The following is a 21,230-nucleotide window of genomic DNA, read 5'->3' on the forward strand; positions in this document are numbered from 1 at the left end:
AATCCTCCTGGCGGGGCCGGGAGAGAGGGCTTGCGCAAAGGCACACTCTTCTTCTACCTGATCCCCGCAACTGTTGTTGCGTTCCGTGTGGCGGTTGTGTTCGAGGTCCAATTCGCGCAGCCGTCACACACCCCCGGGTCGTTTCCGCGGTGGCACCCATACGGTTTCTGCATCGCAGCAAGCTTGGCAACTTACCATTTACCCAATTCGGGAAATCGGCGAGATGCGCCTATTTTTTCATCCAAGACAGGGGTCGCTGTCTAAAATTTAGACGCGCGATGTCGAAATAAGCAGATTTCGACACTGTAGATTAGTGTTCCGCCCCTTCAACAGAGAAACAGGTGCCACCAAACCAAGCTCTAAAGGTGCCCTATTACCCAAGTTGCAGCCATATTGCCCACGCACAGTGCTGTTCCACCGCGTGCTGCAGGCGCCGTCAGCTTGAGCACCAAGCAATTGGGCGACAGGACGGTGCTGAACAAGTTCCGCCAGTCCGGGTCTTCTAAGTGCCTGTTCTCCAGAACCAATACACCTGATCTTGACGCGGTTCTCCTAAACACGGCCGGCGGTGTAACCGGGGGCGATTCATTTCGATTTTCCGGCAAGGCGGCGAAAGGAACCGCGCTGACTTTGACAACACAAGCCTGCGAGCGCGCCTACAAGGCCAAGCCGCAAGAATGTGGCCAGATTACCAATCATCTGTCTGTTGAGACTGAAGCCCGGCTGAACTGGTTGCCGCAAGAGACCATTCTGTTCAACGGCAGCGCTCTGGACCGACGCCTGAAAATCGAGATCGCGCCGGATGCCGAGATGCTGATGGTAGAACCGCTCGTCTTCGGGCGCATCGCTATGGGAGAGACCCTTACCGATATCCGCCTAAACGATCGGATCGAGATTCAACGCCAAGGAAAGACGGTGTTCCTTGACGCGATCCGGTTCTCTGGTGATTGGCACAAGCATCTGTCCAAGCCGCATATTGCAAACGGCGCAGGAGCGATGGCGCTGATCGTCTTTGCGTCGAAAGCTGCCGAAGCGCGTCTGGATTCTATTCGCAAAATGCTACCCGATACTGCCGGCGCAACAGTGATCCAAGGGGACCTGCTGATCGCCCGCGTTCTGGCAGACAACAGCTTTGCCCTTCGCCGCACACTGATGCCGGTTCTGCACAGACTGAACAAAGACACGTTACCCCGATGCTGGATGCTCTGACATGAATCTGACACCTCGTGAAAAAGACAAACTTCTGGTCGCCATGGCCGCCGAGGTCGCCCGAAAGCGACTGACACGCGGGGTTAAGCTGAACCACCCAGAGGCGATCGCCCTGATCACCGACGCCGTGGTCGAAGGTGCGCGCGATGGACGTTCAGTCGCCGATATGATGCAGGTTGGGGCCGAGGTGATCACCCGCGACCAATGCATGGAGGGTGTGCCTGAAATGATCCACGAGGTTCAGGTCGAAGCTACTTTTCCAGATGGCACCAAGCTGGTGACCGTCCACAATCCCATTCGCTGAAAAGGAAACCAAAATGACCCGCATGCTTTTCCCCGCCCTGATCTTCGCTGGCCCCGCAGCAGCCCACAACGGAACGCATATCCACGCGCACGGCACAGATTACGCCGCGATGGGCGTTGGGCTGGCAGTTGTTGCGCTGGCCGCTGTCGCGCTGATCACAAAGCTGAACAGATGATCCCCGGAGAGCTATTCCCGGCTGATGGTGAAATTACCCTGAACCCCGACACTGATGCGATCACTTTGATGGTCGCCAATACCGGCGACCGCCCGGTTCAGGTCGGCTCACACTACCATTTCGCCGAAACCAACCCCGCGCTCGACTTCGACCGCGCTGCTGCGCATGGCCTGCGTCTGGACATTGCGCCAGGCACCGCTGTGCGGTTCGAACCGGGGCAGGCACGCGAAGTTTCGCTGATCCCGATCAGCGGTGCGCGCAGGGTTTACGGCTTCAATCAAAAGGTCATGGGGTCACTCTGATGCCAGCAACAATCAAGCGCTCAGACTATGCCGCGATGTTCGGCCCTACCACCGGGGACAAGCTGCGGCTGGCCGATACCGATCTTGTGATCGAGGTCGAACGTGATCTGACCAGCTATGGCGAAGAGGTCAAATTTGGCGGCGGCAAGGTAATCCGCGACGGAATGGGACAGTCTCAAGCCACGCGCGTCGAAGGAGCTGTGGATACGGTCATCACCAATGCTCTGATCGTTGATCACTCGGGCATCTACAAGGCTGACGTTGGCCTGAAAGACGGGCGGATCGCAAAGATCGGCAAGGCGGGAAACCCCGATACACAACCCGGTGTCGACATCGTCATAGGACCCGGAACCGAGGCCATTGCTGGCGAGGGTCGTATCCTGACGGCAGGTGGGTTCGACAGTCATATTCACTTCATCTGCCCGCAACAGATCGAAGACGCGCTGCATTCCGGCCTGACCACCATGCTGGGCGGCGGCACCGGGCCTGCGCATGGGACATTGGCCACCACTTGCACCCCCGGTCCGTGGCATATCGGGCGGATGTTGCAGGCGGCGGATGCTTTCCCGATGAATCTGGCCTTTGCGGGTAAAGGCAACGCCTCGCTACCTGCCGCGCTCGAAGAGCAGGTCAAAGCCGGTGCCTGCGCGCTGAAGCTGCACGAGGATTGGGGCACCACCCCCGCTGCCATCGACTGCTGCCTGTCTGTAGCCGACGCAATGGACGTTCAGGTGATGATCCACACGGACACGCTGAACGAATCCGGCTTTGTGGAAAACACTGTGGCGGCCATGAAAGGCCGTACAATCCACGCCTTCCACACCGAGGGTGCAGGTGGTGGCCACGCCCCAGATATCATCAAGATCTGCGGCGAGAACCATGTGTTGCCGTCCTCGACCAATCCGACGCGGCCTTTCACTATGAACACGGTCGAAGAGCACCTGGACATGCTGATGGTCTGTCATCACCTCGACAAGTCCATCCCCGAGGATGTGGCCTTTGCCGAAAGCCGCATCCGGCGCGAGACCATCGCAGCCGAGGACATCCTGCATGACATGGGCGCCTTCAGCATCATCGCGTCTGACAGCCAGGCCATGGGGCGCGTAGGCGAAGTTCTGATCCGCACCTGGCAAACCGCTGACAAAATGAAAAAACAGCGCGGACGTCTACCCGAAGAAACCGGTGAGAACGACAACTTTCGCGTCCGCCGCTACATCGCGAAATACACCATCAACCCAGCCATCGCCCACGGCCTAAGCCATGAGATCGGTAGCATCGAAGAAGGTAAGCGCGCTGACTTAGTCCTGTGGAACCCTGCCTTTTTCGGAGTGAAGCCCGAGATGGTGTTGCTGGGCGGCACGATTGCTTGTGCACAGATGGGTGATCCCAACGCTTCGATCCCTACACCGCAGCCCGTTTATAGTCGCCCCATGTTTGGCGCCTACGGACGGTCGGTGGAAAACTCGGCGATCACATTTGTCTCGCAGGCCGCCTATGCGGATGGGATCGGTGATACACTGGGATTGGCAAAACAGACCGTCGCCGTCCAAAACACGCGAGAGATCGGCAAGCAGGATCTTCTGCTGAACAACGCGACGCCGCAAGTCGAGGTTGACCCGGAAACCTACGAGGTACGGGCAGATGGCGAACTGCTAACCTGCCAACCCGCCGAAACGCTGCCAATGGCGCAACGATACTTTTTGTTCTGATCAAAAAATGTGCTGGGTTGCGGCCCGCGCAAGGCAGAAATGACCAAACACGCTCTTCTAAGTGAGGCCACTATGACAAATATTAAATCCAATGGGAGGACCAACATTTACGAGGGTCCAAATGGCACACTCAACAGCACAAACACACGCACGCTTTTCGTTGCCCGGTTTGATCGCATCCATCGGGTCGTCAGTTTACTCGGCTCTGATCAGCGTGGCCGAAGCTCAATCACGCGTCCGGCAAGTCGAATTCCTGCAATCGCTCAGCGACGAAGAGTTGAAAAAACGGGGCCTTACGCGCGAACGGATCGTGCATCGGGTATTTTCGGACTCAATCTGGCTCTGACCATTCCCGCTGCAGAGGAGGTGACGGTATGACCGCCCTGCTCTGTACTGCACGTAAGTATTCGGATCACACGCACAGCGATCCGGCAGACTGCCTGTCGCTAACCTATGATGACCGTTTTTTGCGGCGCAAGGTTTTGACCTGCGAAAGTGGCGAACAGATTCTCATCGATCTGGCGCAAACGACTTCGTTGAACCACGGTGGCGCGTTGGTTCTGGATGACGGTCGCGAAGTGGAAATACAGGCTGCAACCGAAGCGTTGCTGGAGGTTAAAGCACCGGACCTGACGCGCATTGCATGGCATATTGGCAACCGCCATACGCCTTGTCAGATCGAAAAGGATCGCCTGTTGATCCAGGTCGATCACGTCATCCGAGACATGCTGCTCAAAATTGGTGCCACGGTGCGAGAGGTGCGCGAACCGTTCACCCCAGAGGGCGGAGCCTATGGCCACGGCAGGACCCATGGTCATACCCACTGACACCGATATCCTGACGCTGACCCAATGGTTGTCTCCTGCCTATCCTGTAGGGGGGTTCGCCTATTCTCACGGGTTGGAGGCCGCAATCGACGAGGGAGCTGTCACAAGTTCACAAGACACCGAAGCATGGATTTCGGACGTGCTGGAACACGGATCCGGATGGAATGATGCTGTGTTCGTTGTGGCGGCATACAATGCGCAGAGTAAAGATGAACTGACCAACGTCGATGTTATCGCTCGGGCTTTTTGTGCGTCATCCGAAAGGCTCATGGAAACCAAGTTGCTGGGTCAGGCCTTTGGAACCGTCACGGGAGATGTCTGGGAATTGGATCTGAGCCAATTCTCCTACCCTGTCAGCATAGGCCAAGCAGCCAGCTTGCAGAACCTTCCCATTTTGTTGACGACTAAGATGTTTCTTCAGGCGTTCGCCAGTAATCTTGTTGCCTGCGCAACGCGCCTTGTACCCTTGGGCCAGACTGACGCGCAAAGGCTGATCCGTACTCTAACGCCATTGTGCGAGCGGATTGCCCTGAGTGCTCAAGAGGCTGATTTGGATCAGCTGAGTTCAACCGCGTTTCTGTCGGACATCGCATCGATGAAGCACGAAACACAATATTCAAGGATCTTCCGCACATGACGAATATGAACGGCCCGCTTCGCGTGGGTATCGGAGGCCCTGTAGGAGCTGGAAAAACCACTTTGACAGCCGCTTTGTCCGAAGCGCTGCGCGAAGTCTGCTCAGTGGGTGTTATTACCAATGACATCTATACCCAGGAGGATGCCGAAGCGCTCATGCGCATGCAGATCCTGCCGCGCGACAGGATCATTGGCGTCGAAACCGGTGGCTGCCCGCACACAGCAATTCGCGAAGACGCCTCGATCAATTTAGCCGCCATCGCCGAAATGCAGACACGTCATCCTGACCTCGACGTGGTGTTGATTGAAAGCGGTGGCGACAATCTGTCGGCCACATTCAGCCCGGAATTGGCGGATCTGACCATCTATGTGATTGATGTCGCCGCAGGCGAGGAAATCCCCAGGAAAGGCGGGCCAGCGATTACGAAATCGGACATCCTCGTAATCAACAAAACCGACCTTGCGCCGCATGTTGGCGCTTCGTTGGAGGTTATGGAACGTGATGCGAAAAAAATGCGCAAAGGACGGCCCTTCTTGTTCTCGTCACTTCGTCACAGAAGTGGGGTCGACGCAATTGTGGATCTGCTTGTGAAAGGAGGGGGTTTAAGTACTTCAGCAGCGAATTAGCCCCCGAAACGAGGAGGTCAAAGCCGCGGTCGGCCAAGCTTCCTTTCTGTGCATGCGCAGCGCGGCGCGAACCGCGTATTCCTGACATTCAGGGTTAAGTGACAAATGGCGGGTATTCGCACAGAGTGGGGCGACAATAACTGCCATGAGAGATCGGATACGGTGTCTTTGTTTTCACGCTTCGTATTCCGCCGCTGACGCAGAGCGAAAACAGCCTAGAAAATGATCTGCTCCCGAGCGTTCTCCGTACCACCAGTTCAGGACTGTTGGAGAGATCATGCAGGTTGTCTGGTTCAAACGCGATCTGAGGGTGCAGGACAATTCTGCCTTGGAGCAGGCCTCGCGTGTTGGGCCAGTGTTACCGCTCTACGTTGTTGAAACCGAGCTATGGCAACAGGCTGATGCCTCAGCGCGTCAATGGAACTTTGTAGCGGAAACGCTTGCCGAATTGCGGAAGGACCTTGGGGCACTCGGGCAGCCGCTTGTTGTACGCGTGGGCCAAATTCGATCGGTTTTTTCTGCGCTAAAGGCACAGGGCCTGATTGAGGCACTTTGGTCGCACGAGGAAACCGGCAATCACTGGACCTATCAACGCGATCTTCAAGTTGCTGCGTGGTGCCGGGATCATGGCATTCCGTGGGTCGAGGTGCAAAATCATGGCGTATTTCGTAAGCTCAAATCGCGCGACGGTTGGGCGGCGCGTTGGGACAATTTTATGGACCTGCCCACCACGTCGCCCACCCCGCTGGCCCCGATCGAAGTTGATCTTGGCCCGATTCCAACAAGGCGCGACCTTGGTTTGCAGGATGATATGTGCAACGGACGTCAAATTGGGGGGAGGCGTGCGGGTCTGGAAAGGCTAAACAGCTTTTTGACCCACCGCGGCGAGCAATATCAGCGCGACATGTCGAGCCCCGTCGAGGGGGCCGAAGCGTGTTCGCGGCTATCACCCTATCTTGCCTGGGGCGCGCTTTCGATGCGCGAGGTGGCTCAAACGTCACAACGGCAGAGACGCGCATTGCCACCCAGGGCAAAGGATTGGCACAAATCCTTACGGTCGTTTTCTGGCCGATTGCACTGGCATTGCCACTTCATCCAAAAGCTCGAGGATGAGCCGCGTATCGAATTTGAGAACTTACACCGGCTCTATGACGGACTCCGGCCGCAAACGCCCGATGCCGGTCTCTTGGCTGCATGGTCGAACGGTGAGACGGGTTATCCATTTTTGGATGCCTGCATGCGGTCGCTGCGAGCGACTGGCTGGCTGAATTTTCGGATGCGGGCGATGGTGATGGCCACGGCCAGCTATCACCTTTGGCTGGATTGGCGTGCACCCGGGCTGCATCTGGCGCGGATGTTCACCGACTATGAACCCGGAATCCACTGGACCCAGGTACAGATGCAATCGGGAACCACGGGCATCAATGCCGTTCGCATCTACAACCCGGTAAAACAAGGGTATGATCAGGACCCTACGGGGCAGTTTATTCGGACATGGCTGCCTGAACTGGCCCCGATTGCGGATCGGTATATCCATGAACCCTGGAAGGCAGAAAATGCCAGGCAGATCATTGGGATCGCCTATCCAGAGCGGATATTTGATCACTTGGCAGCGGCCAAAGCCGCGCGCGAACGGGTTTGGGGCATTCGCCAAGGCGATGACTTTCGCAAAGAGGCCCGGGCCATCGCTCGAACACATGCCAGCCGCAGAACCCGGCGGAGTGCCCATAAACCCCTCCGCGCGCCTACCGATCCCGAGCAGCTGAACCTGCCCTTCGGAGATCCAACATGAAGATGCGCAAAAAGGACCATCTGCCCCAGAAAATTTGCCCGGTGTGCCAACGCCCGTTTGAGTGGCGCAAGAAATGGGGAAGAGTCTGGGACGAAGTCAAATACTGCTCAAAAAAATGCAGGTCTGCAGCGTGACCGATACGTTTTCAGACCTTGAGGCCTTGCAAGAAGCCCTTGATTTTCAGCCCACGCGCGCGGCTGGTCTAAGAAGGCTGGAGCAGTTCGTGGCACGCACCGGGCGGCATTATGCGCGCACGCGCAACTACGACTTCGGCGCAGACAGGCGCAACAATGTCTCTGGTTTGTCGCCTTGGCTACGGCATCGTTTGGTGACGGAACAAGAGGTGCTGACGCGGGTGCTGGCTGCGCACGGCCCCAGCGTCTCAGAGAAATTTGTCCAAGAAGTGTTTTGGCGTACCTATTTTAAAGGCTGGTTGGAACAAAGGCCAAGCGTCTGGGCGCACTACCAACACGACCTGATGCGCGCCCTTGAAAACCTTGACAGTGATGCCGCCTTGACGGCCCGTTTCAAGGATGCGGTGTGTGGCAATACCGGCTTTGCGTGTTTTGACCATTGGGCGCGGGAATTGGTCGAAACCGGATATTTGCATAATCACGCGCGCATGTGGTTCGCGTCGATCTGGATATACACACTGCGGCTGCCCTGGCAACTGGGCGCAGACTTCTTTTTGCGGCATCTTCTGGATGGCGATCCGGCCTCCAACACACTGAGCTGGCGTTGGGTTGGGGGATTGCACACGAGAGGAAAGACCTACCTGGCGCGCGCAGAAAACATCACCAAATACACCGAAGGTCGTTTTCAACCCAAAGGCTTGGCCACTCATGCGCAACCGCTTGTCGAAGAGGCAGAACACCCGCGCATTCCGATTGCATTTCCCCAACAACTTGTGGGCAGCCCATATTTGCTGCTTTTGACAGAGGATGATCTTTCGGGCGCTGGCATTATGCCGGTCTCGCCCGTGGCGATGGTCGGCGTCTTAGCCACCCACGGTCGATCCCCAAATCCGATTGGGAAAGTTGCACAAGATTTCGCCCGTGGCGCAATGAAGAGCACGCTGGGGCAACACGCCACTATACTGGAGGCGCGGGACAATTGGTGCGATGCGTTGATTGAAACCGCGCGGGACGCTGAGGTCGCAACCATTGCAACCGCTCACGCGCCGATTGGGCCAGTCAGATCACGGCTGGATCGGGCAGAACCGCAACTCAAGGACGCAGGCATCACTCTCGCTCGTGTCCTGCGCCCCTATGACCGCGAAGCGTGGCCCCACGCAAAGGCAGGGTTCTTTGGTCTAAAGAAAAAGATACCTGCGATCCTGAGCAACTTATCACTCATCCATTAAACAAATCAGAGCTTACCTCTTGTCCTCAACCACCATTCTTCTCCCCAACCAGCTGTTTGCCGATCATCCCGGGCTCGCCAACCAACCGGACCGCGTTGTGCTTTTTGAGGATCCGCTCTTTTTTGGCGACGCCGTCTATCCGGCCAGGATGCACAAACAAAAGCTCTGGCTGCACCGGGCCTCAATGAGACGGTATCGTGATGATCTAGTAACCACGGGGATCAATGCTGAGATCTTTGCCTACGAGCGGCGGGCAGATGCCTGCCTGCGCTTGTTCCAGGGGCTTCGAGATGATGGCACCTGCAGTGTCACGATGACGGACCCGATTGATTTTATTTCCGAAAAGCGCCTGCGCGCGGCGGCACAAGAGACCGGGATCGCACTCAATCTCCTCCCAACGCCCGGTTTTCTGAATACGCGAGCGGACAACCTGTCGTGGTTTGCGGGACGAAAACGGTGGTTCATGGCGGAGTTTTACAAAGGCCAACGTCGCCGTTTGAATGTTCTGATGGAAGGGGATCAACCGACAGGTGGGCGGTGGAGCTTTGACGAGGACAACCGCAAAAAGATCCCAAAGGCGCTTTTGAACAGCCTGCCTTGGATCGATTGGCCCAGCCATGACGCGGTTGACCATGATGCAAAGAAAAGCGTTCTGAACGAATTTCCCGATGCCTTAGGGTCTTTGGACACGCTTTATTATCCGACATCCCACTACGCTGCTTCTGCATGGCTGACGCAGTTTCTGGAGCGGCGCTTTGATCGCTTTGGCGATTACGAAGACGCGATTGTTCAAGGCGAAAACTGGCTCTGGCATGCTATTCTGACGCCCGCCTTGAATATCGGCCTTTTGACACCACAACAGGTCGTTGATGCGACCTTGGCCCACGCTGAGCGCAAGTCCATTCCCCTGAACGCGGTCGAGGGGTTTATCCGCCAAATCATGGGATGGCGCGAGTTCATGCGTGCAACTTATGAGGACCTTGGCGTCAAGATGCGAGGGGCCAATCATTGGGGGCATCATCGTCCCATGCCCCGCGCGTTTTATGATGGGACAACTGGGATTGATCCCCTCGACGATACGATCCGCCGGGTTCTCAAAACCGGATATTGCCACCATATCGAACGCCTCATGGTGCTGGGCGGTTTTATGTTCTTATGTGAGATTGACCCCGATGAGGTTTACCTTTGGTTCATGGAGATGTTCGTGGACAGCTATGATTGGGTGATGGTCCCCAATGTTTATGGGATGAGTCAGCACGCCGATGGCGGCCTCATCACCACGAAGCCGTATTTTTCCGGCTCAAACTACATTCGCAAAATGAGCCATTGGGGCAAGGGCCCATGGGCCGAGATTTGGGACGGCCTCTATTGGCGCTTTATCTTGAAACATTCGGAAAGGCTGGCTGGAAACCCGCGATGGGCGATGATGTGCCGTACAGCGCAGCGTATGTCGCCCGATATCAAAGCCAATCATTTAGCGAGGGCAGATGCCTTTCTGAAGCGGTTCAGTGATGCGTGAATTCAGAGGCTGCAAAAGACTGAAACCGATATCTCTTCACAAATCCGGTTTGTCCGCATTGCGGTCGTCGCCGAACGGAACCTCGAATGTCACATTCCCGCAACCATCGAATGATTGATAGCACCAAAACAAACCGTGAACTCCATTGAGCGGATTTACGTGAAGCGATCTCTGGTTGAGTGAGTTATTCACCTACGGATCCGACGCACCATCACTTATTTCTATATGGTAGCAAACACTGATCCTGTTGGCAGAGAAAGTCCGCAACGAGCCCGGAGCGACGGGTGCTGTGCTTGAATGGCTCCTTCCACCTGTATACATATAACAGATTGCAGAAGTACCTATTGAATACTGCAGTTGGGAGAGATCGACATGACAACCCCAAACCTGACCCGGAGAGCTGTCGTTTCAACCGCGGGGGCCGCGCTTCTCACTAGTGCCTCCGGCCTGACCTTGCCGGCACGCGCGCAAACTGTTGCGGCCACTCCGACGATGCGGGGAGGAGCCAACAATTACCGCCCTGGCGCTCCGATCATGGAAAGGATCGGCAATGGCGGCTTTTGGACCACTGGAACCGTGCGACGCGCGGGCGACGGCGCACCCCTTGCCGGCCGGCGCATTCAGGTGTGGGCCCATACGACCGAAGGCCACGAACGGGACGCGCGGTCTCATGGCGCGACGCTCACCGACGCCGACGGCGTATTCCGCATCGAGATGCCACAGATTGTACCCGCCTTCGGTCAGCCGCATGCGCATCTGGCTTACGATGCAGAATACGATGATGGCGGCTTCGAGACGGTTTTTTTGCGGCCTGTGATGGAGCGGGCATCGGACACGAGCCTGCATGTTGAGTTCGTTCTGCGTCCTGTCTGATGAGTTTGTTGCGCGGCGTGGTCGCATGGGGGGCTCTAGCCTTAGCAATTGCCGTTCCCTTGATCGCCGCAGCGCAAAGCCCGCTTCTGCAATGGCGCGAGCCACTCTATGTCATTGCCGGATTTTCCGGGATCGTCGGATTGGCGCTTTTGCTTGTTCAGCCTCTTCTAATCACCGGCGTGCTTCCGGGGATCCCGGCGCGGCGCATCCATATCTGGACCGGAATGGCACTGGTTTTCGCGGTGGTTGTCCACGTGGCGGGTCTTTGGGTCACGAGCCCGCCGGACGTGGTGGACGTCTTGCTGTTCCGCTCTCCGACTCCGTTTTCCGTCTGGGGTGCGGTGGCAATGTGGACTCTCTTCGCAACCGCCATCCTTGCTGCCGTGAGAAAGCAACTGGGACTGCGCATCTGGCGCCTCGGCCATAGCGTGGCGGCGGTCGTGATCGTCACAGGCACGGTCGTACACGCATGGCTAATCCAGGGTGCGATGGAGAATGTGACGAAAGGGGCACTCTGCGTGATCGTTTTGGGGGCAGGAGCATGGGCCTTGTGTCGCCGCCGCGTATGGCGAATGCTCCGCTAACTGCGGTCATGGATGCGTTGCACCTCGAACGACTGCTGAAAGTCCGCCTTTTGCTAGCCCTATTGTTTAAAACCCCAATCCGATATCCGGTCCTGCAGCGTTTTTTTGGTGTCAAAACCCAATCCAGCCCAAGAGCGACGAACCAACTGTTTGAGGATGCCATGCAGTCCTGAAACTGCATGAAAAGCCACAGACACCCGCGTTCGCCACATTGCATATAAGCAAGAAGAGGCGCCTTCGGCGTCTGATCTGCAAATCAGCCCTGATTTTCCCAAAGGGAAGTCAGGATCAAACAAATCGGTCTGGGTGCTGGATGAAAGAAGTAAGGTGGAAATAGTAAGGTTCTGTCGCTAGTGGCAAAACTATGTGTAGTCTCACAAGGGCACTGTGGAATGTCACTGATAATTGACTCAATCGACGGCCAAAACTTCAATAAGTCGGTCAATGACGTCACTCATTTGCGACCCAAACATGAAGCATTTGTGACCCAATACGAATTGCGGCCATTCGACCATAATAAGGAGGAGTTTTGTCTATATGGACGGGTTATGAACAAAACCTCCATTCGTGCCCTCAGCACCAAAGACGGCTTGGCATGACTTTTGACAGCAGTGGAAAACACCCAAGTTTGGCAGTTAGACAAATCTGTTCACATAATTCTCTAGTATTTCCTGGCGTCCAGATTGCGGCTCTGGGTTTATTCCTTCACTTAAAACGCGAGCGGAAATTTCATCCAGGCTACTGCCTAACATGGACTCCGCTTTGGGAGACTTCCAATCGGAGTAGCGTTGCGAAAGCGCGTTTTCCAAACCTCCATCTTCAATCATTGCAGCCGCTGCTTTCAAACCACGTGCGCATATGTCCATTCCGCCGATATGAGCCGCCGCCAGATCGACAGCATCAATCGATTGCCGGCGAATTTTGGCGTCGAAATTTGTGCCGCCGGTGGTAAAACCACCAGCTTTCAGGATGTAATAGTAAGCTAGGGCAACTTCCGGTGTATTGTTCGGGAACTGGTCTGTATCCCATCCGGATTGGTAGTCGTTGCGGTTCATATCAATCGAACCCAGCATCCCTTCAGCAGCCGCAACCGCAATTTCATGCTCAAAGCTATGCCCGGCAAGGATCGCGTGGCCCTGCTCGAGATTTAGTTTCACTTCGTTCTCCAACCCATACTTCCTGAGAAAACCGATGCAAGTAGCTGCGTCATAGTCGTATTGGTGCTTGGAAGGCTCCTGAGGTTTCGGCTCTACAAGAATGGTGCCTTTGAACCCGATCTTGTGTTTGTACTCTACGACCATGTTCAGAAAACGGCCCATGTGATCCAATTCGGTTTTCAGGTCTGTGTTCAGAAGGGTTTCGTAGCCCTCACGACCACCCCACAGAACATAGTTTTCACCACCTAGTTTGTGAGTTGCATCCATGCAGGATTTCACTGTCGCTGCAGCGAATGCAAAAACGTCGGGATCAGGATTGGTACTGGCGCCAGACATCCAGCGACGATGACTGAACATATTGGCCGTACCCCAAAGCAACTTGGTTCCAGACACCTGCATCTTTTCGCCGATGTAATCAGTGATTTCTTCCAGAGTTCTCAAGTTATCAGCAAAATTGCCCTGTTCGGGCCGGATGTCAGCGTCGTGCCAGCAAAAGAAGGGCTGGCCCAGAATCTCGAATAATTCGAACGCAATATCCGCTTTCAGGCGGGCACGATCCATCTCATCCTGTGGATGCCACGGACGATCAAATGTGGGACCGCCGAACGGATCCCCGCCTTCCCACGCGAAGGAATGCCACCATGCCACCGCAAATCGCAGATGGTCTTCCATACGCTTGCCCATGACGATCTCGTCCGGGTCGTAGTGACGAAAGGCCAACGGGTTCTTGCTGTCCTCGCCTTCAAACTGGATCTTTTCGATCCCTTCAAAAAATCCACTTGGCATTTCTGCCCCCTACTCCGCTTTTTGTGCTGGCTGCTTGCCGAGAATGATCATCGACAAAAGATCGTCATCAGTTACGTCTGCGATATCGACCGTCCCAACCAGTTTTCCGTTCTTCATGACCGAGGCGCGGTCGCACAGCTCCATGACGGCATGCACATCGTGATCGATCAGAAATATCCCGATGCCTTGCGCCTTTAGCTGGTGGATCAGATCCGCCACCATCTGAGTTTCATGCGGCCCGAGCGCTGCTGTCGGCTCATCCATGATCAGAATACGTGCGTTGAAGTAGACAGCCCGAGCGATCGCCACTGATTGTCTTTGCCCACCCGACAAGGCGGAGACCGGATCATTGAACTTCTGAAAGTTCGGGTTGAGCTGCGCCATGATCTTTCGGCACTCGGCCTCCATGGCTGCGTCGTTGACCAAACCAAAAGGCGTCGTCATCTCGCGCCCCAGGAACAGGTTCGATGTCGCGTCCAGATTGTCGGCCAAGGCGAGCGTCTGATAGATGGTCTCGATATTATTCGCCCGGGCATCACGGGGATTGCCAATCTCAACTGGCTTGCCATCAATCAGAATCTCACCGTGATCCATCTGATAGGCGCCGGACAGAACCTTGATCAACGTGGATTTTCCGGCCCCGTTGTGGCCAAGCAGGCCAACGACTTCACCCGGATAGAGATCGACTGACACATGGTCGACGGCCTTGATCCCGCCGAAGGAAATCGAAATGTCGCGCATCTCGACCAATGGCGGCGCGCCTGAACCGCGCCCAGTACCGAGAGGTTTTTTTTGCGTATCCTGAGCTTGCATCACTTTGCCCCCAGTCGCTTGCGGTAGACGATGTCGATATAGACGGCCAACACGAGAACGCTGCCGACGACGATGTTCTGAAACGGTGCGTCCACGCCAACCATTGCCATGCCCGATTGCAGCGCCTGCATGATCAATGCACCAAGGATCGCGCCATAGATGGTACCGATGCCGCCGGACAATGCGGTTCCTCCGATCACTGCAGCGGCTATGACCCGAAGTTCGTCGAGCGTACCAATGTCGTTAGAGTGATTTGCCAAGCGGGCCGAGGCGACGACCGCGGACACGGCGCACAGGAAACCCATTAGTGCAAAAATCTTCACGGTCAGCAGCCGAGTATTGATACCCGAAAGCTCTGCTGCATCCGGGTTGCCGCCGGTGGCAAAGATGTATCGGCCAAACCGTGTTTTTCGCGCCACAATTGTCAGCGTGACAGCCACGATGATCAGGATGAGTACAGAAATAGGTATGCCGTATCCGACGACCAGCCCTTCTGGCATTGTCTCACCGCGCGCTTCGAACATACGTTGCAGCCGGCGCGTCGGAATGGCGTAACTGTTTACGATGTAAACGTACCCAAGGATAGCAATTGCGATTATCCCGGCCAGAGTGGCCTCGGCCCAAACAGGTTTTACCGGGAAACCATGTGACGCTTTTGCGCGGCGACCACTCCACAAAGCCCAGATTGCGATTGCGGTAGCAAACAAGCCGAACAGCCAGCTTGTTGTCGTTCCCAATGTTCCGTTAGTCCCGCCAAACATCAGAAATGTGCTATCCAGAGGACCAATCGTCTGGCCGCTGGTCAAATACCACGCCACGTTTCGCCAAACCAGAAACCCACCAAGCGTAACGATGAACGCTGGTATCGTCAGATAACCAACCATCCAGCCATGAAATGCACCAATCAGTGTGCCGACAAACAGCCCAACAACAATTGTGATCGCCCAGGTTGCCGGATTGTTCAAACCCATCCCAAGTATTTGCGGCAAAAGCTCGGTTTGCGTCATTGCCATCACGGCCGAGGTTGTTGCCAGCAGCGCTCCCACCGACAAGTCGATGTGACGAGTGACGATAATGAACACCATTCCGCACGCCATAATGGCCACTGAAACCGTCTGGATGGAGAGGTTGAACAGGTTCCGAGGCGTCAAGAACCGTCCGTCCGTGAAGATGTTGAACCCGATACACAGGATGACAAACGCGCCGATCATTCCCAAAAGTCGCATGTCCAGTTCCAGTTGCTGGAACAGGCTGGGTTTCGCTTTTTCAGGTATCGGCTGAGACGAAGTTTCGGTCATTTCCGATCTTTCATATTCAGCATTTGCCCCAGGCCCGGACTAAAGGGCCCAGGGCTGAGTGGTTTAGTTACAAGGGGCAGGTCCGTTTTCAACGCCTTGGCAAAGATCTTCCAGCGGGATCCACCCGGCATCAACAACCACGGACAAGTTGTCCTTGGTGATTGGAACGGGCGCAAGGAAGACCGAGTTCATCTCGGTGCCACCCGGTGATGTCCAGCTAACTGCGCCTTCGACATCAGCAGGGCTTGTCCCACCGCTCAACGCAACAGCAATTTCGCCAGCGGCCTTTCCAAGTTCGCGAGCATCCTTCCAAACCGAAACCGTCTGCGTTCCCAGTGCGACACGGTTCAACGCTGCGTGGTCGCCGTCCTGACCGGAAACCGGAATGCCTTCCATGCCCTGTGCGGTCAGCGCGGCAACAACACCGCCTGCAGTACCGTCATTCGACGCAACGACTGCATCCACGTTGTTCTCGTTCGCGGTCAGGATTTGTTCCATGTTCCGCTGCGCGTTTGCGGGCAGCCAGCCATCCGTGTATGCCTCACCAACGATTACAATGTCACCGCTATCGACGGCTGCTCCGATGATCTCTTGCTGACCCCCGCGCAGGAAATCTGCGTTCGGATCAGTAGGAGAGCCTTTGATCATCACGTAGTTGCCCTTGGGCATGGCCTCAAAGACAGCCCGAGCCTGCATTCTGCCGACTTCCACATTGTCGAAGGTCAGATAGAACGCACGGTCATCTTCAATCAGGCGATCATAAGCAATGACCGGAATACCTTCGTCAGCCGCAGCCTGAACAGCCGGTCCGATTGCCTGTGCGTCCTGGGCCAGAATAATAAGTGCGTCCACGCCTTGGGCGATCAGGCTTTCAATGTCCGAAAGCTGCTTTGCGGAAGACGATTGCGCGTCTGCGGAAATATACTCGGCACCGCCAGCTTCAAGTGCCGATTTGATGGCCGCTTCGTCTGTTTTCCAACGCTCTTCCTGAAAGTTCGACCAGCTTACGCCGACCACTGGCTCTGCGAATGCGGTCGAAGCCAACAAAGTGGCCACAGCCGAAAAGCTGAGAATTCTCTTCATGATTTCCTCCCATTTGCCGAGCCATCGCATTTCGATTCGCGGCTCTCACAAATTTGAATACCATATTTATTTCAGTCGGTAAAATATTTACTCTACAAGAGGCACCCAAATTCAAATAGATTGGGCCAACAGCAAGATTCGCGAGGACAAGATGCTGAAAAGCAAAGCCTCTCCGGTTTCTTTGGAACAAAGAAATGCAACCCGTCTGCGGGTATTGGAGCACATAAGAGCCAAGGGGGCCGTCTCGCGGATCGATATTGCATCCGCCTTGCAAACCAGCCCTGCGACTGTCACCGCCGCCACGGCTGATCTCATCTCGGCCGGGCTGGTAAAAGAGACTGAAAGCCAGGCACAGTCAAAGTCGGGGAAGAGAGGCAGACCCAGAGTATTGCTGCAATTGGACGGCCAGATGCACCTTGTGGCCGGTCTAAAAGTGGCTCGGCAAGTAATCTCGGTTATCTTGGTCGACTTTGAAGGTAACGAAGTCGCATCCCATAAATATGCTTTGGATCACGCCAGAATGTCGCCGCAAGAATTTGTATCGGCGATCCGTGAAGCTCTTGAAGAAACCTGCAAACAGATCGATCGTTCTGTCGCTCATTTGGCAGGTGTTTCTATCGGGGTGGCTGGACTGGTCGATGCAAACAAGAATTTTGTCCACTGGTCATCATCGATTACTGAGAGAAATATTGATTTCAGCCACTTGCTTTCAAATGAGCTGCCCTGCCCCGCATTCGTCGACAACGACGCCAATCTTGTCGCCAAGGCCGAACAGCTTTTTGGCTTGGGTAAGGGTTTAAAGAACTTCCTCGTTGTTACGATCGAACATGGTGTTGGCCTTGGCATCGTATTGGACGGCAAACTATACCGTGGAGAACGAGGCTGCGGCGCTGAGTTTGGGCACACCAAAGTTCAACTTGACGGAGCCCTTTGCCAATGCGGTCAACGCGGATGTCTAGAAGCCTATGTGGGCGACTATGCTTTGATCCGCGAGATGACAGTCACCGGTCATACCAACGACATGGAAACCGTTTCCGACATACATGACCGCGCCAACTCAGGTGACGACAGAGCTTCATCTGTGCTTGCCCGCGCAGGTCAGATGTTTGGCCTCGGGATTTCCAACCTGATCAACTTGTATGACCCAGAGTGCATTATCGTCTCGGGGGCACAAATGAGCTTTGAGCATTTGTGTTCCAACGAAGTTATGACCCGCATTCAAAACGGCGTTGTGAATGTCGATGCACCTTTGCCCCAGATCAAAGTTCATCACTGGGGTGACATGATGTGGGCCAAGGGGGCGGCAGCCTATGGAATTGAACAAATCTCAATTCTCAAGGTCAAGGAGCTGACGGCGAATGCGTCTTGAGATTGCGATATTTGCGGCTTTGGGCACAGTTGCGAATGCGGACACTGTTATTCCCCAGTTCACAAATGTCGATGTACCAAAACATGTCTATGCTGGCGGGTGGGAGCATTTTGTCGGCGGCGGTGTGGCCGTATTCGATTGCAATGGGGACTCGCTGCCAGAACTCTTTTTGGCGGGCGGTTCCGACCGGTCTCAACTGTTCATCAATACCTCGAAGGAACAGATAACATTTCAGGCAAAGACGCCTGCAGATCTTTCGCTGACTGGTGTGACCGGCGCATACCCTCTCAACGTTGATAGCGACGGCGTAATGGACCTGGCGATTTTGCGTGTTGGCCCAGACCTGCTTCTTCGGGGCCATCCCGACTGCCAATTCAGCCCTTTCACTTATCTCGGGTTTCAGTCCGAGGATCACTGGACCACAGGGTTCTCGGCAACATGGGAAAGCGGGCAAACTTTACCGACCCTGGCGTTTGGCACCTATGTTGATCGGTTTGATCCCGAAGGTCCCTTTGAATCCTGCGGCCCAACCCTTTTGTACCGTCCAGAAGGCGACTCGTATCGCGAGCCGCTGCATCTTGAGCCCGGCTACTGCTCACTTTCTATTTTGTTTTCGGACTGGGCCCGAACTGGCCGCGCTGATCTTCGCGTCAGCAACGACCGTCACTACTATGTTCGCGGCGGTCATGAGCAGTTATGGGCGATGGAGCCTGAGCCTCGGCAATACTCGGAAGACGAAGGCTGGCTTCCATTTTCGATCTGGGGAATGGGGATCGCCTCTCGCGACCTTACTGGAGATGGATTTCCCGAAGTTTATCTGACCTCGATGGGTGATCAGAAACTCCAAGTATTTGACCCAGCGACAAACGGCCCGACCTGGCGCGATGCAACTTACGAAAAGGGCACGACCGCCCATAGACCGCATATCGGTGGAGACGGAAGGCCATCCACCGGGTGGCACGCACAGTTTGGCGATGTCAACAACGACGGCCGGGACGATATATTCGTGGCCAAGGGAAACGTAGAACAGATGCCCGATGCGGCTCTGAACGACCCCAATAACCTACTACTACAGAACTCCGACGGTCAGTTTATTGAAGCTGCGGCAGATGCCGGTGCTGCCTCGATGGCTAAGTCTCGTGGCGCGGCGCTTGCTGACCTGAACAACGATGGGAAGTTGGATCTGGTGGTCGTCAACCGAGGTTCTGAGCTCGAAGTCAGCCAGAACACTTCTCAGGGTGGCAACTGGCTATTGATTGATGTCACTCAGGATCAATCCAATCACGCAGCAATTGGTGGATTTATTGAAGTCAAAACCTCGCTGGGTGTTCAGACCCGCGAGCTCACTATCGGCGGCGGTCACGCTGGTGGTATCGCTGGGTTTCAGCATTTTGGGCTTGGGAGTCAGGACCAGGTGCAGGTTCGCATGATCTGGCCGGATGGTTCGAAAGGCGAGTGGTTGGACTATCAGCCCAACCAAATCATACGTCTTCACCGCTGATTACTTTTCAACCGGTAACCCGCTTGGAACTTGGTCGGGCACACCTAGCCGCTCTGCCGGGTCTTCAAGGCTTGCCAGAAATCTGAGAAGAGCGTCGATTTCCTGATCCGTCAGACTTACTTTCGACAAGCTGTTGCTTTGGGCAATCGCACCCAAGTGCTGATTATCCGACATTGCCCTTTGGTCGTCAGAGCCGGGGAAGTCCGGCAAGGTGGCCATCTCGATCGAGTAGTTTCGCAAGGACGCCAACGGGTCCAGATGATGGCGCACTATATCCTCAAGTTCAGCATAGGCTCCGTTGTGTCCGTATGGCGCAGTCAAGGTCACGTTGCGCAGTGATGGCGTACGAAAAGCAAACGCGTCTTCGGAGTCGCTGGTCACGCGAAGGCGTCCATCGTCCCTGACATGGTTTTCAAATCGCGCCGCCTTTCCCGGGCCGATCTGCGGCAGTGCAATCGAATGAAACTTGTGATCGGTCTGGAACCAGCCCGAATGGCAGTTGCTGCAGCCAGCTTTTCCGTAGAACAGGCCCATGCCAATTTCGGCCTCTTCTGGCAATTCAGCCTCACCTCGCATCGCGCGATCGAAGAGGCTGTTATCCGCGCGCCACTCGAATGCGATAAAATCCGCGATTACATTGGCAATCGCCGTGAAAGTGATCTCATTATCCGGGGCTAAATCCTCAAACCTCTGCTCGTACTCTTGAATGGCCGCAACACGTTCTGCAATCAGATCCCACGCACCACCTTGCTGTGTCAGAATTCCGAGGCGAACCGCTTTGCTCACGTCATTCTCAGAATAGTGACCCGCCATTTCGTCAGGCGACAAAACCGGGAACATGGCCTGTGCGGCCAGCGCTGAATTGAAACCAGAACGCATATGAGTACCCAACGGGGTTCTGATACCATCAGGTTGCGTTGGGTCTGCCTCTAGTCGCCCATCATGGAAAAACGTCGTGAACTCAGTGGCTCCGAGGTTCCAAAGCCCTGGTGAGTTTCGAGGAATACGTTGCTCCGGGGTATTCTCTGGGCCCAATTTCCGCTCTGGCCCCAACCCAATTCCCCCTTCCCCTATACCAAGGGAAACACCGTCGGACGTGCCTAGCCTGGGATGATGACAAGTCGCGCAGCTGATATTCTTGTTGCCAGACAAGATCGGGTCATAGAACAGTAAACGCCCCAGCTCAGCGCTTGCAAAGTCAGGATCGAGGAACTCCGGCAAAGGACCAAGCGATTGGGCACGCACACCGTCCACCACTGAGATCACCAACCCAAAAGCCAAAAATAGCGAAAATGCTCTCATG

22 protein-coding genes are annotated in these 21,230 nt (G+C 55.4%); 17 read left to right on the plus strand and 5 right to left on the minus strand.

Translation table 11 applies throughout. The features are described from left to right. The first annotated feature begins 441 nt into the window (after positions 1-441). The 15 genes from GOX61_RS06070 to GOX61_RS06140 all read left to right on the plus strand — a co-directional run bounded on the left by GOX61_RS06070 (position 442) and on the right by GOX61_RS06140 (position 11,920). Positions 442-1,209 carry an urease accessory protein UreD gene (locus tag GOX61_RS06070; RefSeq protein WP_254436775.1) on the plus strand — a complete coding sequence of 256 codons (768 nt, stop codon included), beginning with the start codon at positions 442-444 and terminating at the stop codon, positions 1,207-1,209. A 1-nt stretch (position 1,210) separates the two neighbouring features. Further along, on the plus strand, positions 1,211-1,513 hold the full coding sequence (locus GOX61_RS06075) for an urease subunit gamma (protein WP_170332112.1): 303 nt from the start codon (positions 1,211-1,213) through the stop codon (positions 1,511-1,513). A gap of 13 nt (positions 1,514-1,526) precedes the next feature. After that, on the plus strand, positions 1,527-1,688 hold the full coding sequence (locus GOX61_RS06080) for a peptidase M23 (RefSeq protein ID WP_170332115.1): 162 nt from the start codon (positions 1,527-1,529) through the stop codon (positions 1,686-1,688). After that, a complete protein-coding gene (locus tag GOX61_RS06085; protein ID WP_170332117.1) occupies positions 1,685-1,990 on the plus strand; it encodes an urease subunit beta in 306 nt (101 codons plus the stop codon). The genes GOX61_RS06080 and GOX61_RS06085 overlap by 4 nt, the downstream gene beginning before the upstream one ends. Further along, positions 1,990-3,699: an urease subunit alpha gene (ureC, locus tag GOX61_RS06090; RefSeq protein WP_170332119.1), complete on the plus strand. Its 1,710-nt coding sequence runs from the start codon at positions 1,990-1,992 to the stop codon at positions 3,697-3,699. Before GOX61_RS06085 ends, ureC begins: the two co-directional genes overlap by 1 nt. A 121-nt stretch (positions 3,700-3,820) precedes the next feature. Next, positions 3,821-4,045, plus strand: coding sequence for a DUF1127 domain-containing protein (locus GOX61_RS06095; protein WP_155150179.1), 225 nt, complete (start codon positions 3,821-3,823; stop codon positions 4,043-4,045). A gap of 28 nt (positions 4,046-4,073) precedes the next feature. Then, entirely contained in the window at positions 4,074-4,526 is a 453-nt protein-coding gene (gene ureE / locus GOX61_RS06100; RefSeq protein ID WP_170332121.1) for an urease accessory protein UreE, read from the plus strand. Next, positions 4,510-5,163: an urease accessory protein UreF gene (locus GOX61_RS06105; protein ID WP_170332124.1), complete on the plus strand. Its 654-nt coding sequence runs from the start codon at positions 4,510-4,512 to the stop codon at positions 5,161-5,163. The genes ureE and GOX61_RS06105 overlap by 17 nt, the downstream gene beginning before the upstream one ends. Beyond that, entirely contained in the window at positions 5,160-5,789 is a 630-nt protein-coding gene (ureG, locus tag GOX61_RS06110) for an urease accessory protein UreG (RefSeq protein WP_170332126.1), read from the plus strand. The genes GOX61_RS06105 and ureG overlap by 4 nt, the downstream gene beginning before the upstream one ends. A 277-nt stretch (positions 5,790-6,066) precedes the next feature. Continuing rightward, positions 6,067-7,581, plus strand: a complete 1,515-nt coding sequence (locus tag GOX61_RS06115; RefSeq protein WP_170332128.1) for an FAD-binding domain-containing protein — start codon at positions 6,067-6,069, stop codon at positions 7,579-7,581. 2 nt (positions 7,582-7,583) lie between these two features. Continuing rightward, complete coding sequence (locus tag GOX61_RS06120; protein ID WP_170332597.1) at positions 7,584-7,715, plus strand: DUF2256 domain-containing protein; 132 nt, start codon at positions 7,584-7,586, stop codon at positions 7,713-7,715. Then, positions 7,712-8,944, plus strand: a complete 1,233-nt coding sequence (locus GOX61_RS06125) for an FAD-binding domain-containing protein (protein WP_367646942.1) — start codon at positions 7,712-7,714, stop codon at positions 8,942-8,944. The genes GOX61_RS06120 and GOX61_RS06125 overlap by 4 nt, the downstream gene beginning before the upstream one ends. Before the next feature lie 19 nt (positions 8,945-8,963). Next, positions 8,964-10,463, plus strand: coding sequence for a cryptochrome/photolyase family protein (locus GOX61_RS06130; RefSeq protein WP_170332132.1), 1,500 nt, complete (start codon positions 8,964-8,966; stop codon positions 10,461-10,463). Between the two features lie 372 nt (positions 10,464-10,835). After that, positions 10,836-11,336, plus strand: coding sequence for a twin-arginine translocation pathway signal (locus GOX61_RS06135; protein WP_170332134.1), 501 nt, complete (start codon positions 10,836-10,838; stop codon positions 11,334-11,336). After that, on the plus strand, positions 11,336-11,920 hold the full coding sequence (locus GOX61_RS06140; RefSeq protein WP_170332136.1) for a ferric reductase-like transmembrane domain-containing protein: 585 nt from the start codon (positions 11,336-11,338) through the stop codon (positions 11,918-11,920). The genes GOX61_RS06135 and GOX61_RS06140 overlap by 1 nt, the downstream gene beginning before the upstream one ends. A 635-nt stretch (positions 11,921-12,555) precedes the next feature. Here the strand turns inward: GOX61_RS06140 and xylA are convergent. The 4 genes from xylA to xylF form a co-directional block, all read right to left on the minus strand. Beyond that, complete coding sequence (gene xylA, locus GOX61_RS06145; RefSeq protein WP_170332139.1) at positions 12,556-13,863, minus strand: xylose isomerase; 1,308 nt, start codon at positions 13,861-13,863, stop codon at positions 12,556-12,558. Positions 13,864-13,872: 9 nt separating this feature from the next. After that, entirely contained in the window at positions 13,873-14,676 is an 804-nt protein-coding gene (locus tag GOX61_RS06150; protein ID WP_155150142.1) for an ATP-binding cassette domain-containing protein, read from the minus strand. Further along, positions 14,676-15,974 (minus strand): sugar ABC transporter permease, encoded by a 1,299-nt coding sequence (locus GOX61_RS06155; protein WP_170332141.1) that lies wholly within the window; start codon positions 15,972-15,974, stop codon positions 14,676-14,678. Before GOX61_RS06155 ends, GOX61_RS06150 begins: the two co-directional genes overlap by 1 nt. Positions 15,975-16,037: 63 nt before the next feature. Then, positions 16,038-17,057, minus strand: a complete 1,020-nt coding sequence (xylF, locus tag GOX61_RS06160) for a D-xylose ABC transporter substrate-binding protein (RefSeq protein ID WP_155150139.1) — start codon at positions 17,055-17,057, stop codon at positions 16,038-16,040. A 151-nt stretch (positions 17,058-17,208) separates the two neighbouring features. On the opposite strand from xylF, the gene GOX61_RS06165 reads away from it, so the two are divergent. Continuing rightward, the gene (locus GOX61_RS06165) at positions 17,209-18,426 is read left to right on the plus strand and encodes an ROK family transcriptional regulator (protein WP_170332143.1); all 1,218 of its coding nucleotides are present in this window, start codon (positions 17,209-17,211) and stop codon (positions 18,424-18,426) included. Continuing rightward, positions 18,416-19,927, plus strand: a complete 1,512-nt coding sequence (locus GOX61_RS06170; RefSeq protein ID WP_170332146.1) for a CRTAC1 family protein — start codon at positions 18,416-18,418, stop codon at positions 19,925-19,927. The genes GOX61_RS06165 and GOX61_RS06170 overlap by 11 nt, the downstream gene beginning before the upstream one ends. On the opposite strand, the gene GOX61_RS06175 is transcribed toward GOX61_RS06170, so the two are convergent. After that, on the minus strand, positions 19,928-21,229 hold the full coding sequence (locus GOX61_RS06175; RefSeq protein WP_170332148.1) for a cytochrome-c peroxidase: 1,302 nt from the start codon (positions 21,227-21,229) through the stop codon (positions 19,928-19,930). Position 21,230 lies beyond the last annotated feature (1 nt).

Origin of the sequence: Ruegeria arenilitoris (assembly GCF_013030265.1) — a bacterium.
GTDB lineage: Bacteria > Pseudomonadota > Alphaproteobacteria > Rhodobacterales > Rhodobacteraceae > Ruegeria > Ruegeria arenilitoris_E.

Excerpts from the sequence above, each read along its gene's own strand:
- GOX61_RS06150 (WP_155150142.1), bottom strand. The coding sequence starts at position 14,676 with ATGCAAGCTCAGGATACGCAAAAAAAACCTCTCGGTACTGGGCGCGGT.
- GOX61_RS06105 (WP_170332124.1), top strand. The coding sequence starts at position 4,510 with ATGGTCATACCCACTGACACCGATATCCTGACGCTGACCCAATGGTTG.
- GOX61_RS06075 (WP_170332112.1), top strand. The coding sequence starts at position 1,211 with ATGAATCTGACACCTCGTGAAAAAGACAAACTTCTGGTCGCCATGGCC.
- GOX61_RS06175 (WP_170332148.1), bottom strand. The coding sequence starts at position 21,229 with ATGAGAGCATTTTCGCTATTTTTGGCTTTTGGGTTGGTGATCTCAGTG.
- GOX61_RS06165 (WP_170332143.1), top strand. The coding sequence starts at position 17,209 with ATGCTGAAAAGCAAAGCCTCTCCGGTTTCTTTGGAACAAAGAAATGCA.
- GOX61_RS06140 (WP_170332136.1), top strand. The coding sequence starts at position 11,336 with ATGAGTTTGTTGCGCGGCGTGGTCGCATGGGGGGCTCTAGCCTTAGCA.
- GOX61_RS06095 (WP_155150179.1), top strand. The coding sequence starts at position 3,821 with ATGGCACACTCAACAGCACAAACACACGCACGCTTTTCGTTGCCCGGT.
- ureC (WP_170332119.1), top strand. The coding sequence starts at position 1,990 with ATGCCAGCAACAATCAAGCGCTCAGACTATGCCGCGATGTTCGGCCCT.
- GOX61_RS06155 (WP_170332141.1), bottom strand. The coding sequence starts at position 15,974 with ATGACCGAAACTTCGTCTCAGCCGATACCTGAAAAAGCGAAACCCAGC.
- GOX61_RS06115 (WP_170332128.1), top strand. The coding sequence starts at position 6,067 with ATGCAGGTTGTCTGGTTCAAACGCGATCTGAGGGTGCAGGACAATTCT.
- xylF (WP_155150139.1), bottom strand. The coding sequence starts at position 17,057 with ATGAAGAGAATTCTCAGCTTTTCGGCTGTGGCCACTTTGTTGGCTTCG.
- ureG (WP_170332126.1), top strand. The coding sequence starts at position 5,160 with ATGACGAATATGAACGGCCCGCTTCGCGTGGGTATCGGAGGCCCTGTA.
- GOX61_RS06080 (WP_170332115.1), top strand. The coding sequence starts at position 1,527 with ATGACCCGCATGCTTTTCCCCGCCCTGATCTTCGCTGGCCCCGCAGCA.
- GOX61_RS06120 (WP_170332597.1), top strand. The coding sequence starts at position 7,584 with ATGCGCAAAAAGGACCATCTGCCCCAGAAAATTTGCCCGGTGTGCCAA.
- GOX61_RS06135 (WP_170332134.1), top strand. The coding sequence starts at position 10,836 with ATGACAACCCCAAACCTGACCCGGAGAGCTGTCGTTTCAACCGCGGGG.
- ureE (WP_170332121.1), top strand. The coding sequence starts at position 4,074 with ATGACCGCCCTGCTCTGTACTGCACGTAAGTATTCGGATCACACGCAC.
- GOX61_RS06085 (WP_170332117.1), top strand. The coding sequence starts at position 1,685 with ATGATCCCCGGAGAGCTATTCCCGGCTGATGGTGAAATTACCCTGAAC.
- xylA (WP_170332139.1), bottom strand. The coding sequence starts at position 13,863 with ATGCCAAGTGGATTTTTTGAAGGGATCGAAAAGATCCAGTTTGAAGGC.
- GOX61_RS06170 (WP_170332146.1), top strand. The coding sequence starts at position 18,416 with ATGCGTCTTGAGATTGCGATATTTGCGGCTTTGGGCACAGTTGCGAAT.